This window comes from Streptococcus ictaluri 707-05 (assembly GCF_000188015.2).
Taxonomy (GTDB): Bacteria; Bacillota; Bacilli; order Lactobacillales; family Streptococcaceae; genus Streptococcus; species Streptococcus ictaluri.
In genome coordinates this window covers 87,647-101,666 of sequence record NZ_AEUX02000003.1, presented here as the reverse complement: position 1 = coordinate 101,666, position 14,020 = coordinate 87,647, and the positions used below count along the sequence as shown (strand labels likewise).

Here is a 14,020-nt window from a genome sequence, read left to right as displayed (position 1 = left end):
ATTTTACCTCCTTATTTTTCTGATACAACTACAGTTACGTGAGTTGTACGTTTGTTGATTGGTGAAGCTGAACCTTTCGCACGTGGACGGATACGTTTCATTGTTGGTCCTTCGTTGGCGAATGTTTCAGATACTACCAAGTTAGCTTTTTCCAAACCAAAGTTGTTTTCTGCATTTGCAATAGCTGAGTTAAGAGTTTTCTCAATAACACGAGCTGCTTTGTTTGGAGTGAATTTTAAGATTGCGATTGCGTCAGCAACTTTCTTACCACGGATAAGATCAAGTACTAAACGTGTTTTACGAGGTGAAACACGCACTGTACGAGCCATTGCTTTAGCTGAAGTAATTTCTGCCATTGTGTCCTCCTCCTATTAACGACGTGTTTTCTTGTCGTCAGCTGCGTGACCTTTGTAAGTACGAGTTGGTGCAAATTCACCAAGCTTGTGACCTACCATGTCTTCTTGGATGTAAACTGGTACGTGTTTACGTCCATCATAAACTGCGATTGTATATCCGATGAAACTTGGGAAAATCGTTGAACGACGTGACCAAGTTTTGATTACTTTTTTCTTTTCGTCTTTAGCTTGAGCTTCAACTTTTTTCATCAAATGCTCATCGACGAAAGGTCCTTTTTTAAGACTACGTCCCATTTTGTAGTTTTCTCCTTTAAATAATGTACCACAACGGCTTGTCTATTAGACTACCGAGTTGGCGGAAGTTTAATAAGCTTTAAACTAAACGATTATTTTTCGTTACGACGACGAATAATAAGTTTGTCTGATTTAGCTTTCTTATTACGAGTTTTAAGACCAAGCGCTGGTTTACCCCATGGAGTTGATGGCGCTTTACGTCCAACTGGTGCTTTACCTTCACCACCACCGTGTGGGTGATCGTTAGGGTTCATTACAGAACCACGAACTGTTGGGCGGATACCTTTCCAACGGTTACGTCCTGCTTTACCAATGTTAACAAGTGATTGTTGCTCGTTACCAACAGTACCGATTGTAGCACGACACGTTCCAAGAATCATACGAACTTCGCCTGATTGAAGACGAACAAGAACGTATTTACCTTCTTGACCAAGTACTTGCGCAGAAGCACCAGCCGCACGAACAAGTTCTCCACCTTTACCAGGTTTCAACTCAATGTTGTGAACAACTGTACCAACTGGGATGTTTGCTAATGGAAGTGCGTTACCAATTTTGATATCTGCATCTGGACCAGAAACAATACGTTGACCTACTTCAAGACCTTTAGGTGCAATGATGTAAGCTTTAACCCCATCAGTATAGTGTACTAATGCGATGTTTGCTGTACGGTTTGGATCGTACTCGATAGTTTTAACAACAGCTTCAACAGCGTCTTTGTTACGTTTGAAGTCGATGACACGGTAATGACGTTTGTGTCCACCACCTTGGTGACGAACAGTGATACGTCCGTTGTTGTTACGACCCGCTTTGTTTTTAAGAGAAACAAGCAATGATTTCTCAGGTGTGCTTGTTGTGATTTCAGCAAAATCCAAAGAAGTCATGTTACGACGGCCATTTGTCGTTGGTTTATAAACTTTAATACCCACGTTATTTCCTCCTTAGATTATTCAGCTTCAGCTGCGAACAACTCGATTGCTTTAGAATCAGCTGTAAGAGTGATGATAGCTTTTTTAGTTTTTGAAGTGAAACCTGTGTAACGACCAACGCGTTTTGCTTTTGGTTTAACGTTAACAGTGCTTACGCTTGCAACTTTAACTCCGTCAAACGCAGCTTCAACAGCTTGTTTGATCAAAAGTTTGTGTGCACGTGTATCAACTTCAAATGTGTATTTGCCTGCTTCAAGAGCAATCATTGATTTTTCTGTGATTACAGGTTTTTTGATTACGTCATACAAATTCATTATGCAAGAACCTCCTCAATTGTAGAGATTGCTTCTTTAGTAACAAGAAGTTTATCGCTATTTACAATATCAAGCACACTTGCAGTTGTTGCAGTTGCAACTTTAACGTTTGGAAGGTTACGAGCAGAAAGTGCTGCAAATTCATTACCTTCTTCAACGATAACAAGTACTTTTGAATCGATGCTTAGCGCTGAAAGAACTTTTGCAAATTCAGCAGTTTTTGGTGCTGTAAATGAAAGGCTTTCTACAGCTACAAATTTTTCATCAGCAACTTTTGCTGAGTAAACTGATTTCAAAGCAAGGCGACGAACTTTTTGTGGAAGTTTGTATCCGTATGAACGTGGAGTTGGTCCAAACACCACACCACCGCCACGCCATTGTGGTGAGCGGATAGAACCTTGACGAGCACGTCCAGTTCCTTTTTGACGCCATGGCTTGCGACCACCACCTGATACTGCTGAACGGTTTTTAACCGCGTGAGTACCTTGGCGAAGGCTAGCGCGTTGGCTGATTACAACATCAAAAACAACTGATTCGTTTGGTTCAATACCGAAGATAGAATCGTTTAACTCAACTGAGCTAACTTCTTTACCAGTTTGGTCAAATAGTTTTACGTTTGCCATTTTAACTGTTTTCTCCTTTCTTATTATTTAGCAGCTTTAACTGCTGATTTGATAGTGATAAGAGATTTCTTAGCACCTGGTACGTTACCTTTGATAAGGATAACGTTCTTTTCTGGGATAACTTGTACAATTTCAAGGTTTTGAATTGTTACACGGTTGCCACCCATGCGTCCTGCCAAGTGTTTGTTTTTGAAAACACGGTTAGGCGCAACAGGTCCCATTGAACCTGGACGACGGTGGTAACGAGAACCGTGAGCCATAGGACCACGTGATTGACCATGGCGTTTGATAACCCCTTGGAAACCTTTACCTTTTGAAGTACCAGTTACATCAACAACATCTCCCGCTGCGAATGTATCTACAGTGATTTCTGCACCAACTTCTAAGCCTTCAATGTTTTTGAATTCACGAATGAAGCGCTTAGGAGCTGTGTTAGCTTTTGCTACATGGCCTTTGGCAGGTTTGTTGCTCAATACTTCACGTTTGTCATCAAAACCAACTTGAACTGCTTCATAACCGTCTGTTTCAACAGTTTTAACTTGAAGCACAACGTTTGGAGTTGCTTCAATGACAGTAACAGGGATAAATTCACCAGTTTCAGTGAAGATTTGAGTCATTCCCACTTTTTTCCCTAAGATTCCTTTTGTCATGAGAAAATATTTCCTTTTCTTATATTATTCAAAAAGTTTTTTATGAGCGTTTTTTGTGCTCAAAAAAGTTTTTAACGAGCGTTTTTTGTGCTCAAAAATCAAATTAAAGTTTGATTTCTACGTTTACACCACTTGGTAAGTCCAATTTCATAAGAGCGTCAACAGTCTTTTGAGTTGGGTTCACAATGTCGATAAGACGTTTGTGTGTACGCATTTCAAATTGTTCGCGAGAATCTTTGTATTTGTGAGTCGCACGAATAATTGTGTAAAGACTACGTTCTGTTGGAAGTGGAACTGGTCCAGCTACAGTAGCACCTGTGCGTGTTGCAGTTTCAACGATTTTTTCTGCCGCTGTGTCAAGTGTACGGTGTTCGTACGCTTTCAAACGGATACGGATTTTTTTGTTTGCCATCTTTTCTCCTCTCGTCTATTTACGATAATAGGCTAGCTCCTCGAGAAAACCAACACGTGTCGCATGGCAATGCAGCCGAGCGTGTCGCAACCTCTCGTATCATAGCTACAGCTGTAATTTTTACAGCACCATAGTATGGTAACAAAAAACATCAGCCATTGCAAGTGATTTTATAAATTTTTAGCAAAAAAGTTTCAATCCCGCGTTGTAAAATGAAGTGCAACAAAAAAGACATGTTCGTCTGATATACTAGAATTCCCCAATTCAGTATGGAAAGCAGATGAACATGTCCAACATTAATTCTACCAGAAAATCATCCTATTCTCATCTTTCAGCCACAGAACGGGGTGAAATTGCTGCTTATCTTAAAATGGGAAAGAAACCCGCTGAGATTGCTCGACTCTTGGGTCGTCACCGTTCTACAATCTGCCGAGAAATAAAACGTGGTTCAGTAGAACAGGTAAAGGATAAGAATGGAAAACAAACCTTCTTCAACGCCTATTTCGCTGATAGTGGGCAACGTGTCTATGAAACCAATCGTCAAAAGAGTTCTTATCTCAAGTTGAATGACTGCTCCGCTAGATTCATTGAACAATTAGAATCTGCCTTGACGGCTAACATTCGTCTCCATAGTGTGGATAGTTTTGTTCAGACTTACAAAGTGAACCATCCTGAAGAAGTCGTCCCCTCTACCAAAATGATTTATCGTTATATCAAAGAGGGGGTATTAGCTATTAAACCAATCGATTTGCCTAAGATGGTTAGTATCAGAAAACGTTCTAAGAAAGTCATGAAGACGAATAAGAAGACTTTAGGTAAATCTATCGAAGAACGTCCAGAATATATTAATGATCGTTCTGAATTTGGGCATTGGGAGATTGATTTGGTTCTCGGCAAGAAAACCAAAGGTGAAGCTGTTATGTTGACTTTGGTAGAGCGCCAGACACGCTATGCACTAGGAGTTAAGCTAGAAGACAAGCAGTCCCAAACCATTAACCGTGCTGTCACGCATCTCATCAGTCAGTATCCTATTGCATCCATCACAGCGGATAATGGTTCTGAGTTTAGTTTACTCTCAAACTTAGAAGCTGTTGAAGTTTACTTTGCACATCCCTATTCTTCACATGAGAGAGGAAAAAACGAGAACTTCAATGGCCTCCTCAGAGAATATGTCCCTAAAGGAGTCTCACTTAATCCACTAACCTCTGAAGAACTTGACAATTATATTACTGCCATCAATGAGCGCCCAAGACGACTTCTTCAATATCAATCCTCAAAATTCCTGTTTGAGCTATCCCGAACAGCTTAACATCTGGAACTCTAGTTATCTATGAACTGGTTGCACTTGACTTGACAACTTGCGAAAAAGTTTCAATCTTTTATTCAAATCATTTCTCGCGCTTTTTACTATATATAAAGGAAGATACTTTTTCAAAATCTTCTTAACCTATTACTTTTTCTTGACAATGGCTCATTTTTTCAACTACAATATGCTTATGTTAACCTTTTTAATTCCAACTGCAAAAGAGATGAAAATTCTCACTAATTATTTTCCTCATCACTTATCTCAGAAAAGCAAGTCTATTTTAGAGTCAATTCTTTCACTAAGTAATCAAGAATTAGCTAAAGCTTATCACATTAAGGAAGCAGCCGTTCCCAAAGAAGTGGAACGTTTTGACTGCATGATTAAAGAAAAAGCCAAAGCATATCCTGCCTATCAGTTATTCAATGGTCTCATGTACCGTTATATTAAGGATGATACTTTTTCAGATGCTTCATTAGAGTACTTTCTAAAGCATGCTTTTATTACCTCATCCTTCTATGGTATTATTCCTGCAGATGCAAAGATTGCAGAACATCGTCTAGATTTCCAAACTAAACTAAAGGTTGAGGGACAAAGTCTAAAAAACTATTGGCGATCTGATTACGATGCCTTTGCAAAAGAACAGTCTCAACTGATTTCCCTTCTTTCTAGTGAATTTGAAGAGGTCTTTTCAAAAGAAAGCCGTCAATTGTGGATAAGTATGAAATTTTTAGAAGAAAAAGATGGTCAACTCAAATCTCACTCCACCATTTCAAAGAAAGCTAGAGGTGCCTTTTTAACGGCCTGTGCCAATCATTTGGTTGAACAATTAGATGATCTTAAAGCGCTTCAATTCAATGGATTTAGCTATTCTGAACAGATGTCTTCTCCTTCTCAATATGTTTACATTAAAAAAGAGGCTTAAGCCTCTTTTTTTAGTTTTCCCCAATCTGACAACTTATTAACAAGCTGTGGATAAGTATGAGGATAATGTGGGGAAAAACAGTCAATCTGTCTATCAGGGGCTAACAATAATCCTTGATTTATCGTTTTCATCCTTCGTTTTCAACATCTCTACTGTGGATAAGTTCCTTAAAGCAAATCATCTCGTGTCACTTGTTCAAATTGTTGATGGCCATCATTGAGCTTATCCCAAATGATAACCTGCCCTGCTGCTAAAGACTTAGGGACATCAATAATCCGTTGATTACTAGACCCTCGAAATTGTAACATGAGATTCTTTTTGGTAATATCAAAACGACCATCTACAAGTATATCAATCAAACTCAACAGTTCTAGCTTGTCAGATCTTTCTTGCATCATCTCTTCCCAAGTATAACCTGTCCAAGACCAGATATCTTTTTCAGGTAATTTCCGGCGAATTCTTTTAATTAATGGTATCAGAATACCTGTATTCAAAAAAGGTTCTCCCCCTAGTAAAGTCAATCCCTGCACATATGGCTGAGCTAAATCAGTCATAATCTGCTCTTCTAACTCTTTAGTGTAGGGTACACCTGCTTTAAAAGACCAAGTTGCGGCGTTATAACATCCCTTACAATGAAACATACAGCCCGATACATAAAGAGAATTACGGACGCCTTCTCCATCTACAAAGTTAAACGCTTTATAGTCAATGATACGCCCTTGACTAAGTTGTTCAGATTGCCACTCTTTTGGTTTTGGGGAATTCCAACAGTTACTATCCATAGTTGCCTCTTAAGTTATCCAATAACGTTCTGTTTGGTGTCGAATATCTTCCAATTGTCCACCATTTGCTAAAATGACCGCTCGACTCGCCTTATTGTCTGAATGACAAGTGACCAAAATGTCTTTAATCCCTTTATTTTGGGCTATTTGAACGGCTTCTGCCAACATAGCCTTGGCATAACCTTTGCCACGCTGACTAGGACGTACAGAGTAGCCAATATGACCACCCTTTTCTTTCAACTGCTGATTTAGACGTAATCGTAGACTGACAAAACCTAGCGCTTCTTCCTTCTCGTCAAAAGCTACTAATTGGATAGACGGTACCCAAGTAACAGGAATATTAAGTCCCATCTCCATTTGTGCATTTGAATCCAGCCAGTCTTCATACACAAAGTCTTCGGGTTCCCAAAAACTACCGTCATGCGCTGAGTCAGCTTGCTCAAACTCACGCATCATTTTCAGCACAGTCTCTTTGTCAGCTATTTGAGGTTGTCTTAATGGCATATCATACTCCTATCAAACTAATGAAGGAAGCTCAAGCTCAAGTTGTCCTGCGTTCGTCTTAGAGCGAGCTATTTGATGGCAAATCCAATGACTTAAAAGAGTAGAGTCATCGGTTACTGGATTAGTTCCACTTTTAATGCCTTCTAAAAAAGCATCAATTATAGACTCAAATCCTCTTTTAAATAAGGTCGTGTCCCAAGAATTAAATCCGATAGACTCTTTCTGAGTTCCTTTATAACTTACTAACTCTTCCAAATTTTCTAGACGTTGAGTTTCAAAAGGTGTTTGCACCTCCATAATTTCTCGGCGACTACCAGACTGTAAATTCATTGCTACTGTAATCTGACTATGTTTCGTCTCTAGATTAACCATCACTTGACTAAGCAATCCCTCCTCTAAATGATAAGAAAAAGTACCACTTAATGGAGGCTCATCACTGATAAAAAGAGCCGTGTCAAGAGGATGAATGAAAAAATCAAAAAGTTTAAAACGTAATTCCCCTGGCCGATTAATATCATTTTTCTCAACAAATACTCTACGTTTCGCTTCTAAACGAGCAAGGTCTATTACTCGAGGAGCAAAGCGACGATTAAAACCCGTCATCAGAAATGTTCCTTTGGATTGCGCTAACTTAATTAAATCCAAAGTGCTGAAAAAATCCTCTGTTAAGGGTTTATCCATATAAACAGGAACCCCCTTTTCTAAAAAAAGCTTAGCCGTTTCCATATGAGCAAGGGTAGCGACGTGGATAAAAACTCCGTCTAAAGGTACCTGTGCAAGGTCACTAAGTGAGTTGTAAATACTGGATTTGGCAAACAGTTGATCAACCTCTACCAAGACATCTCTATTTCTTGTAAAAAGGTGCCAATGTATCTCTTTTAACTGTCTCATATAAGGCAAATAAGCTTTTTGAGAAATAGCTCCTAACCCTACAATAGAAATATGAAGCATGATTAGCCAACCTCCTACCTAAACTATTTTTTCTTTTGTTTGGTTGATTTTTCGATAAATTGTGCTCGCAATTCTTGAACACGGTTCTTTTTTGTTGGTTTTTGCGTAGAATGTTTCTCATGGAATCGCTCCACTTGTTGCATTCCTTTATAGTCTAATTGATATTTTCCCATTGTTTCACCTTTCTAAATAGCATTCTCCAAATAAGAGTGCTCGTCATTAATAACTAAAAGATTGCTTGCATGAAGCAACCTTTTAAGCATATCATATTTCTCCTTAAAACAAAGCTTTTACAGCTTACAATCCTGGGTATTTGATCGTTGATCCATTCATGTGTTTCACACGCGCAGAAATCTCCTTATGGCGTCCATTAACCATTGGACGTGCTTGAGGATTACCCAAGTAACCACAGGTACGTTTGACCACATCTACTGTCTTAGGATCATTATTTCCACAGTTTGGACAGGTAAAGCCTCGTTCAGTAGGCTTGAAATCCCCTTCAAACTGACACTCATAACATTTATCAATCGGTGTATTCGTTCCCAAATAGCCTACCCTATCATAGGCATAATCCCATACAGCCTCTAAAGCTTTTGGATTTTGCTGCAAGACTGGGTATTCACAATAATGAATGAACCCGCCTGAAGCACCTGAAGCTGGGTAAACCTTCTCGAAGTCTAGTTTTTCAAAAGGGGTTGGATTTTTTCGGACGTCATAGTGGAAAGAATTAGTATAGTACTCTTTATCTGTAATATCAGTAACAATTCCAAATTTTTCCGTATCTAAGCGACAAAAACGATCAGTTAAGCTTTCTGAAGGTGTGGAATAAACAGAGAAATGATAATCATACTCATTAGACCACTCTTCACAAGCATTTTTCATTGCTTTTACAATGGCTACTGTAAAATCCTTAGCCTCTTGATTATCTTCCCATTGACCACCGTAAAAAACAGAAGCAACTTCATATAAGCCAATATATCCTAAGGAAACTGTGGCACGACGATGTTTAAAGAGATCATCCACATTTCCAGTTTTAGCTAATCGTTTACCAAAAGCACCGTATTGGTATAAAATTGGCGCATTAGCAGGACTGGCTTCTTTGACCCGCTCTACGCGATAAACCAAAGCGTCTTTACCAATTTGTAACCTTTCTTGAAAAAGTTCCCAGAACTTATCCATATCACCATTTGACTCCATGGCAATACGTGGAAAATTGAGAGTAACCACACCCAAATTCATCCGACCAGAAGTCACATCACGTCCTTGCTCATCTTTCCACCCTTGAAGGAAGGAGCGACAGCCCATTGGAGACTTGAAAGACCCTGTCAGTTCAATGATTTTATCATATGATAACATGTCCGGATACATGCGTTTAGTTGCACATTCTAAGGCCAAGGTTTTAATATCATAGTTTGGCGACTCAGGTTCTAAATTCAAACCGAGTTTAACTGTAAAGATTAATTTAGGAAAAATTGCCGTACGGTGTTCACTTCCTAAACCATTAATACGAATGGTCAAAATTGCTTTTTGAATTTCCCGCTCGAACCATGACGTCCCAAGCCCAAACCCTAAAGAGGTAAAGGGAGTTTGCCCATTTGACGTAAATAGAGTATTAATTTCATACTCTAACGATTGCATAGCATCGTAAATATCTTTTTGTGTTTTTTCAAAGGCATAGTTCTCACATAAGTCTTCGACAACCCATTTTTTGGCATCTGCCATATGTTTTTTGAAATTTAACTCCGCATAAGGGGCTAAAAATTCATCTATACGATCTGCTGTGCAGCCACCATATTGACTCGAAGCTACATTAGCAATGATTTGCGAAATCTGAGCAGTTGCTGTTTGAATGGATTTTGGACTTTCAACTTCAGCATTTCCAATTTTAAAACCATTTGCCAACATGCCTTTAAAATCAATTAAACAACAATTAGTCATTGGAGTATAGGGACTATAATCCAAATCATGATAATGAATGTCACCTTTTTGATGAGCATTGGCAACATGAGGTGGTAACATTTTAAGACCAATTGATTTACCCACAATTCCTGCCGTTAAATCGCGTTGCGTATTAAAAACATCACTATCTTTGTTGGCATTCTCATTCACAACGGTTTGGTCTTTATTGATTAGTTTATCAATCGAAAAATTAATATCCGTAGCTTGGCTGCGCTCAAAATCACGTTGCGTTCTGTAATTAATATATTCTTTGGCAATAGCATACTCATTCACAGCTAGTAACTCATGCTCAACAATATTTTGAATTTCATAAATTTTGATATTATGAGGAAAACGTTCCATAATTTCAGCAATAACCCGATCAGAAATAGCTTCTAATTTTGTTTCAACAAGCGATGACATTCGGGTCACTTTCATGCTAGCTTTTAAGAGAGCACTGTAAATTTTAGTGCTATCAAAACTCACCAAACGACCATCTCGTTTAATCACTTTGATATCTGGTTGAATAAGAACCTTGTTTTCTTCTAGTGTTATCATGTCCATTCTCCTTACTCGACTATTATAACACTCTAAACAAAAAAATCAATATATTGTGTCAAGGTTCTTTATCAGACACAATATATTGATTTTATTCTCATTTTTGACGGTAAAGGCGGAAGCCCTTAGCCACTAGTTTTTGATCCTTTTTATAATGACTTCTTAGAATTTTTTTAAATTTTTCTGGGAGTTTTTCGTGATTATTAACAACAATATAAACAGCTTCATTCTCCAAAAGTTCATCTTCTAAAATATGCTGATGGCTTTGTTTCTTCAAATTAACAAAAGGTGACGGAAATTGTGAAGCAGATTTAGCTCCTGTTTCAAGATAAATTTTGGAACTAGTATCCCAAACATAGATTGCTTGATCCTTATTGAGCTCTGACTTTAAATAATTAGCAATCTGTCCACGTACCTGATTAGTCTCAGATTCTTTAACCACTCGATAAACAGAGCAAGTCAGCGCAGCTACAAGCAACACTAAAGGTAGGTAAAGGTGTTTTTTGAGATACAAAGAAATGACACACCTTGTCCCATTTTTTCCTCTTCGACGTCGATGACTAACCTTATTTAGCACCGTTTGATAACTCTTCGCAATTGGTTGTGATGTTAGAATCAAAGCAAACGGCAGTAATGGTAAGAGATGATAAGTATGTAAGTCCTGTGCAAGCATGGCAATGACTAAGTAAGTCAAAAGCACTAAAGTAATTAACCACTTCATAAAACTATCTGAAGACTCTTTACTATTTTTTAGAAAATAAACTAAACCTGTTAGTAAACCAAAACCAACTGCTAATGCTAACTGCATACCCATACCCGCTAGCAACTCCAGCGAACCAACTTTAAAGTAAGTAAATGGATAGCCAACTGCTTGTGTGAGATAAGGCGATAAAATCTGAAGGTTTAAAATAAAATAACCAGCTGTATAAAAAATCAGAATCATTCCAAAAATAGCAGCAAGTAATTGGTAAAAACCTCTAGCAAGGTGCCCATTTTTCATATTATAAGAAATAACGGTTAGACAAGCTAGTAGCCAAAAGACAAGTGTTCTTGGCTCTAGTAACATAGCTATAGCACCAAAAAAACCAAATAAAATAAAAGCTTCATCTTGAACAAGATTGACAAAGTATTTTGTCAAAAACCAGGTCGATATAAGCACAAATGGCATCGCGAACTGAATCGGATACATGCCTCCAAATCCCAGTATGAGAGAGAAAACATAATAGAGCACAGAAAAAGCCAAGGCTACTTTTTGGAAAGCCGTTACATAATTTATCAACTTATACAGATACAATCCTGTCAGGTAAAAACAAGTCATTTGAATCAGAATCAAAAAAAGAGTGGTTCCCAAATGATAACTTAAAGCTATTAAGACAAAATATAAGAATCCCCCTGTAGTAAAAACATCACTGTAAGGAATTTGCCCTCGACTTAGCATCATACCAATATACAAATTTTGTGATTGTATACTGTTAGCCATATCCGTCAAAAAAGGAAGAGCCACTGTTAATAGACCAGCAATAAGACTCAAAGCCAAAATATAGAGCTTGTGTAAGCTAGGAACTTTTGTTTCATATTTCGTTGTATGTATAGTTGGCCCATCTTGTAGGCTTGTGTCTAAACGTTCTGAGATTTCTTTTTCACTTAACTGACTCACGATTTTTCTCCTTGAAATGTCATAAAACAAGTATAACAAAATCTAGTATTTAGTCAATTTACGAACAAGCCGAGCGTAGCGTAAAATATCACGAAAACGATGACATTTTCGTGTTTGATAATATTCTAAAAACAATCTATCACTATGCCTTAAGAAATAAATAAAATCACCCCCTAACTAATAGTTCGACAAATTTCCCTAAATTAGTCTTTAAATTCTTTCTAACAATAAAAAAAAGACCTATTGGCCCTTTTCTTTATTCTTCGTCTAAAAAGCTGTTGAAGACTTCTTCAATCATATCCCATTCTGCATCAGAGTCCTCAGGAATTGGTTGAAGGTCCCCTTCTGTGCCATCTTCATTTTCAGTAAATGAATAAGCTTGGATTTCAACTTCGCCAGATTCATCTTCTTCAGAACCAGCAGGAACTAGTAAAACATAATTTTTACCAAATTCTTCGCGTCCGTCAATCGTTAATAAAATCTCAAATAAGGTTTCATTACCTTGTTCATCAACCAAAGTAATAACTTCATGCTCGTGATCGTGTGTCATATTTTCTCCTTAATAGTTACGGTCTAAATAGTTTTGTAATATTAGTTGTGCTGCTAATTTATCAATAACTTTCTTTCGTTTCCCACGGCTAACGTCAGCTTGCTCAATCAACATGCGTTCTGCTTCAACAGTTGTTAGTCGTTCATCTTGATAATAGACAGGAAGTTGAAATAATTCTTGAACTTTTTGCCCATAAGCTTGACTTGCTTCTACCCTGGGGCCACTAGTATTGTTCATGTTTTTAGGCAAGCCCACCACAAACTTATCCACTTGATATTGTTTAACTAACTCAGTTAGACGCTCAAAACCAAAATCCTTCTTGTCTTCATCAATTGTTATGATTTCTAGGCCTTGTGCCGTAAATCCTAAAGGATCACTAATGGCAACCCCAACTGTTTTTGAGCCTACATCGAGTCCCATTATTCTCATTTAACGTCTATTCCATTTCCTTGTAAATAATAACGAACAAGTTCTTCTACAATCTCATCACGCTCATACTTACGAATCTGATTGCGAGCATCATTGTAACGAGGAACATAAGCTGGGTCCCCGCTCAAAACATACCCTACGATTTGATTAATCGGATTATAGCCTTTTTCATCTAAAGAATGGTATACGGCCGTCAGTGTCTCACTGATTTCCTTTTTGTCACCATCATCCAATTTAAAGCGGACTGTTTCATCTGTAAATCCCATACTTACACCTTCTTTCTAAAATTAAATGCTATGCTTTATTATAGCCTATTTTTTAGGAATAAACAAGAATTCAAGTAATGGGAAAATAAAAAAGCTCCTAGGAGCTTTTTTATAGAGCAGCGCGTAGACGTGCTTCCGTATTTTCAATATTACGAATAGAACGTGGCAAAAAGGCGCGAATATCATCTTCTTTATAGCCTACTTGTAGTCGTTTATCATCAATTAAAATAGGACTTTTCAAAATACGTGGATTTTCCTGAATCAAATCAATCACTTCACTAACGCTCAATTCATCAATATCACAATTAAGAGCTTTAGCATAGCGATTTTTTGAAGAAACAATGCTTTCTACCCCATTTTCAGTTTTTGATAAAATAGCTAAAATTTCTTCTCGTGTAAGAGGTTCTTTTCCTAAATTTTGTTCTTTATAAGGGAGCTTGTGTGCATTAAGCCATGTTTTAGCTTTTTTACAGCTCGTACAACTTGAAATCGTATAAATTTTAATCATGTTGTTCTCACTTTCTATCTCGTGATACCTATATTGTATCATAGTCAATTCTTAATAAATATAGGTCTTTGGAC

Annotated in this window: 19 protein-coding genes; 2 read left to right on the top strand and 17 right to left on the bottom strand. The window is 37.7% G+C overall.

The window, feature by feature from the left end; all coding sequences use genetic code 11:
* Window positions 1-11: 11 nt before the first annotated feature.
* The 7 genes from rplV to rpsJ form a co-directional block, all read right to left on the bottom strand.
* Window positions 12-356, bottom strand: coding sequence for a 50S ribosomal protein L22 (rplV, locus tag STRIC_RS02510; protein ID WP_008087720.1), 345 nt, complete (start codon window positions 354-356; stop codon window positions 12-14).
* Between the two features lie 15 nt (window positions 357-371).
* Entirely contained in the window at window positions 372-650 is a 279-nt protein-coding gene (gene rpsS, locus STRIC_RS02505) for a 30S ribosomal protein S19 (protein WP_008087547.1), read from the bottom strand.
* A 92-nt stretch (window positions 651-742) separates the two neighbouring features.
* Window positions 743-1,576 (bottom strand): 50S ribosomal protein L2, encoded by an 834-nt coding sequence (gene rplB, locus STRIC_RS02500; protein ID WP_008087711.1) that lies wholly within the window; start codon window positions 1,574-1,576, stop codon window positions 743-745.
* Window positions 1,577-1,593: 17 nt separating this feature from the next.
* Window positions 1,594-1,890 carry a 50S ribosomal protein L23 gene (locus STRIC_RS02495; protein WP_008087634.1) on the bottom strand — a complete coding sequence of 99 codons (297 nt, stop codon included), beginning with the start codon at window positions 1,888-1,890 and terminating at the stop codon, window positions 1,594-1,596.
* The gene (gene rplD, locus STRIC_RS02490; RefSeq protein WP_008087739.1) at window positions 1,890-2,513 is read right to left on the bottom strand and encodes a 50S ribosomal protein L4; all 624 of its coding nucleotides are present in this window, start codon (window positions 2,511-2,513) and stop codon (window positions 1,890-1,892) included. Before rplD ends, STRIC_RS02495 begins: the two co-directional genes overlap by 1 nt.
* 23 nt (window positions 2,514-2,536) lie before the next feature.
* The gene (rplC, locus tag STRIC_RS02485; RefSeq protein WP_008087626.1) at window positions 2,537-3,163 is read right to left on the bottom strand and encodes a 50S ribosomal protein L3; all 627 of its coding nucleotides are present in this window, start codon (window positions 3,161-3,163) and stop codon (window positions 2,537-2,539) included.
* A 103-nt stretch (window positions 3,164-3,266) separates the two neighbouring features.
* The gene (gene rpsJ, locus STRIC_RS02480) at window positions 3,267-3,575 is read right to left on the bottom strand and encodes a 30S ribosomal protein S10 (protein WP_003046044.1); all 309 of its coding nucleotides are present in this window, start codon (window positions 3,573-3,575) and stop codon (window positions 3,267-3,269) included.
* A gap of 286 nt (window positions 3,576-3,861) precedes the next feature.
* Here rpsJ and STRIC_RS02475 point away from each other — a divergent pair, with 286 nt between their 5' ends.
* Complete coding sequence (locus tag STRIC_RS02475; protein WP_200857364.1) at window positions 3,862-4,884, top strand: IS30 family transposase; 1,023 nt, start codon at window positions 3,862-3,864, stop codon at window positions 4,882-4,884.
* A 187-nt stretch (window positions 4,885-5,071) separates the two neighbouring features.
* The gene (gene yaaA, locus STRIC_RS02470) at window positions 5,072-5,803 is read left to right on the top strand and encodes a peroxide stress protein YaaA (RefSeq protein ID WP_040831862.1); all 732 of its coding nucleotides are present in this window, start codon (window positions 5,072-5,074) and stop codon (window positions 5,801-5,803) included.
* Window positions 5,804-5,970: 167 nt separating this feature from the next.
* Here the strand turns inward: yaaA and nrdG are convergent, their stop codons facing one another.
* The 10 genes from nrdG to spx all read right to left on the bottom strand — a co-directional run bounded on the left by nrdG (window position 5,971) and on the right by spx (window position 13,946).
* The gene (gene nrdG / locus STRIC_RS02465) at window positions 5,971-6,585 is read right to left on the bottom strand and encodes an anaerobic ribonucleoside-triphosphate reductase activating protein (protein ID WP_008087758.1); all 615 of its coding nucleotides are present in this window, start codon (window positions 6,583-6,585) and stop codon (window positions 5,971-5,973) included.
* A gap of 9 nt (window positions 6,586-6,594) precedes the next feature.
* Window positions 6,595-7,089: a GNAT family N-acetyltransferase gene (locus tag STRIC_RS02460; RefSeq protein ID WP_008087741.1), complete on the bottom strand. Its 495-nt coding sequence runs from the start codon at window positions 7,087-7,089 to the stop codon at window positions 6,595-6,597.
* 12 nt (window positions 7,090-7,101) lie between these two features.
* The gene (locus STRIC_RS02455; RefSeq protein ID WP_008087565.1) at window positions 7,102-8,040 is read right to left on the bottom strand and encodes a Gfo/Idh/MocA family protein; all 939 of its coding nucleotides are present in this window, start codon (window positions 8,038-8,040) and stop codon (window positions 7,102-7,104) included.
* A 23-nt stretch (window positions 8,041-8,063) separates the two neighbouring features.
* The gene (locus STRIC_RS12370; RefSeq protein WP_008087715.1) at window positions 8,064-8,213 is read right to left on the bottom strand and encodes a hypothetical protein; all 150 of its coding nucleotides are present in this window, start codon (window positions 8,211-8,213) and stop codon (window positions 8,064-8,066) included.
* Window positions 8,214-8,337: 124 nt separating this feature from the next.
* Window positions 8,338-10,536: an anaerobic ribonucleoside-triphosphate reductase gene (gene nrdD / locus STRIC_RS02450; protein WP_008087551.1), complete on the bottom strand. Its 2,199-nt coding sequence runs from the start codon at window positions 10,534-10,536 to the stop codon at window positions 8,338-8,340.
* A 97-nt stretch (window positions 10,537-10,633) separates the two neighbouring features.
* Window positions 10,634-12,193: a glycosyltransferase family protein gene (locus STRIC_RS02445; protein ID WP_008087585.1), complete on the bottom strand. Its 1,560-nt coding sequence runs from the start codon at window positions 12,191-12,193 to the stop codon at window positions 10,634-10,636.
* 256 nt (window positions 12,194-12,449) lie between these two features.
* Window positions 12,450-12,743: a DUF1292 domain-containing protein gene (locus tag STRIC_RS02440; protein ID WP_008087607.1), complete on the bottom strand. Its 294-nt coding sequence runs from the start codon at window positions 12,741-12,743 to the stop codon at window positions 12,450-12,452.
* A 9-nt stretch (window positions 12,744-12,752) separates the two neighbouring features.
* Window positions 12,753-13,172, bottom strand: coding sequence for a Holliday junction resolvase RuvX (gene ruvX, locus STRIC_RS02435; RefSeq protein WP_008087757.1), 420 nt, complete (start codon window positions 13,170-13,172; stop codon window positions 12,753-12,755).
* The gene (locus tag STRIC_RS02430; protein ID WP_003045720.1) at window positions 13,169-13,438 is read right to left on the bottom strand and encodes an IreB family regulatory phosphoprotein; all 270 of its coding nucleotides are present in this window, start codon (window positions 13,436-13,438) and stop codon (window positions 13,169-13,171) included. The genes ruvX and STRIC_RS02430 overlap by 4 nt, the downstream gene beginning before the upstream one ends.
* Before the next feature lie 109 nt (window positions 13,439-13,547).
* Complete coding sequence (spx, locus tag STRIC_RS02425; protein WP_008087675.1) at window positions 13,548-13,946, bottom strand: transcriptional regulator Spx; 399 nt, start codon at window positions 13,944-13,946, stop codon at window positions 13,548-13,550.
* Between the last annotated feature and the right edge of the window lie 74 nt (window positions 13,947-14,020).

Coding starts and splice junctions, on each gene's coding strand:
- rplV (WP_008087720.1), bottom strand. CDS start 356: ATGGCAGAAATTACTTCAGCTAAAGCAATGGCTCGTACAGTGCGTGTT.
- rpsS (WP_008087547.1), bottom strand. CDS start 650: ATGGGACGTAGTCTTAAAAAAGGACCTTTCGTCGATGAGCATTTGATG.
- STRIC_RS02495 (WP_008087634.1), bottom strand. CDS start 1,890: ATGAATTTGTATGACGTAATCAAAAAACCTGTAATCACAGAAAAATCA.
- rplD (WP_008087739.1), bottom strand. CDS start 2,513: ATGGCAAACGTAAAACTATTTGACCAAACTGGTAAAGAAGTTAGCTCA.
- rplC (WP_008087626.1), bottom strand. CDS start 3,163: ATGACAAAAGGAATCTTAGGGAAAAAAGTGGGAATGACTCAAATCTTC.
- rpsJ (WP_003046044.1), bottom strand. CDS start 3,575: ATGGCAAACAAAAAAATCCGTATCCGTTTGAAAGCGTACGAACACCGT.
- STRIC_RS02475 (WP_200857364.1), top strand. CDS start 3,862: ATGTCCAACATTAATTCTACCAGAAAATCATCCTATTCTCATCTTTCA.
- yaaA (WP_040831862.1), top strand. CDS start 5,072: ATGTTAACCTTTTTAATTCCAACTGCAAAAGAGATGAAAATTCTCACT.
- nrdG (WP_008087758.1), bottom strand. CDS start 6,585: ATGGATAGTAACTGTTGGAATTCCCCAAAACCAAAAGAGTGGCAATCT.
- STRIC_RS02460 (WP_008087741.1), bottom strand. CDS start 7,089: ATGCCATTAAGACAACCTCAAATAGCTGACAAAGAGACTGTGCTGAAA.
- STRIC_RS02455 (WP_008087565.1), bottom strand. CDS start 8,040: ATGCTTCATATTTCTATTGTAGGGTTAGGAGCTATTTCTCAAAAAGCT.
- STRIC_RS12370 (WP_008087715.1), bottom strand. CDS start 8,213: ATGGGAAAATATCAATTAGACTATAAAGGAATGCAACAAGTGGAGCGA.
- nrdD (WP_008087551.1), bottom strand. CDS start 10,536: ATGATAACACTAGAAGAAAACAAGGTTCTTATTCAACCAGATATCAAA.
- STRIC_RS02440 (WP_008087607.1), bottom strand. CDS start 12,743: ATGACACACGATCACGAGCATGAAGTTATTACTTTGGTTGATGAACAA.
- ruvX (WP_008087757.1), bottom strand. CDS start 13,172: ATGAGAATAATGGGACTCGATGTAGGCTCAAAAACAGTTGGGGTTGCC.
- STRIC_RS02430 (WP_003045720.1), bottom strand. CDS start 13,438: ATGGGATTTACAGATGAAACAGTCCGCTTTAAATTGGATGATGGTGAC.
- spx (WP_008087675.1), bottom strand. CDS start 13,946: ATGATTAAAATTTATACGATTTCAAGTTGTACGAGCTGTAAAAAAGCT.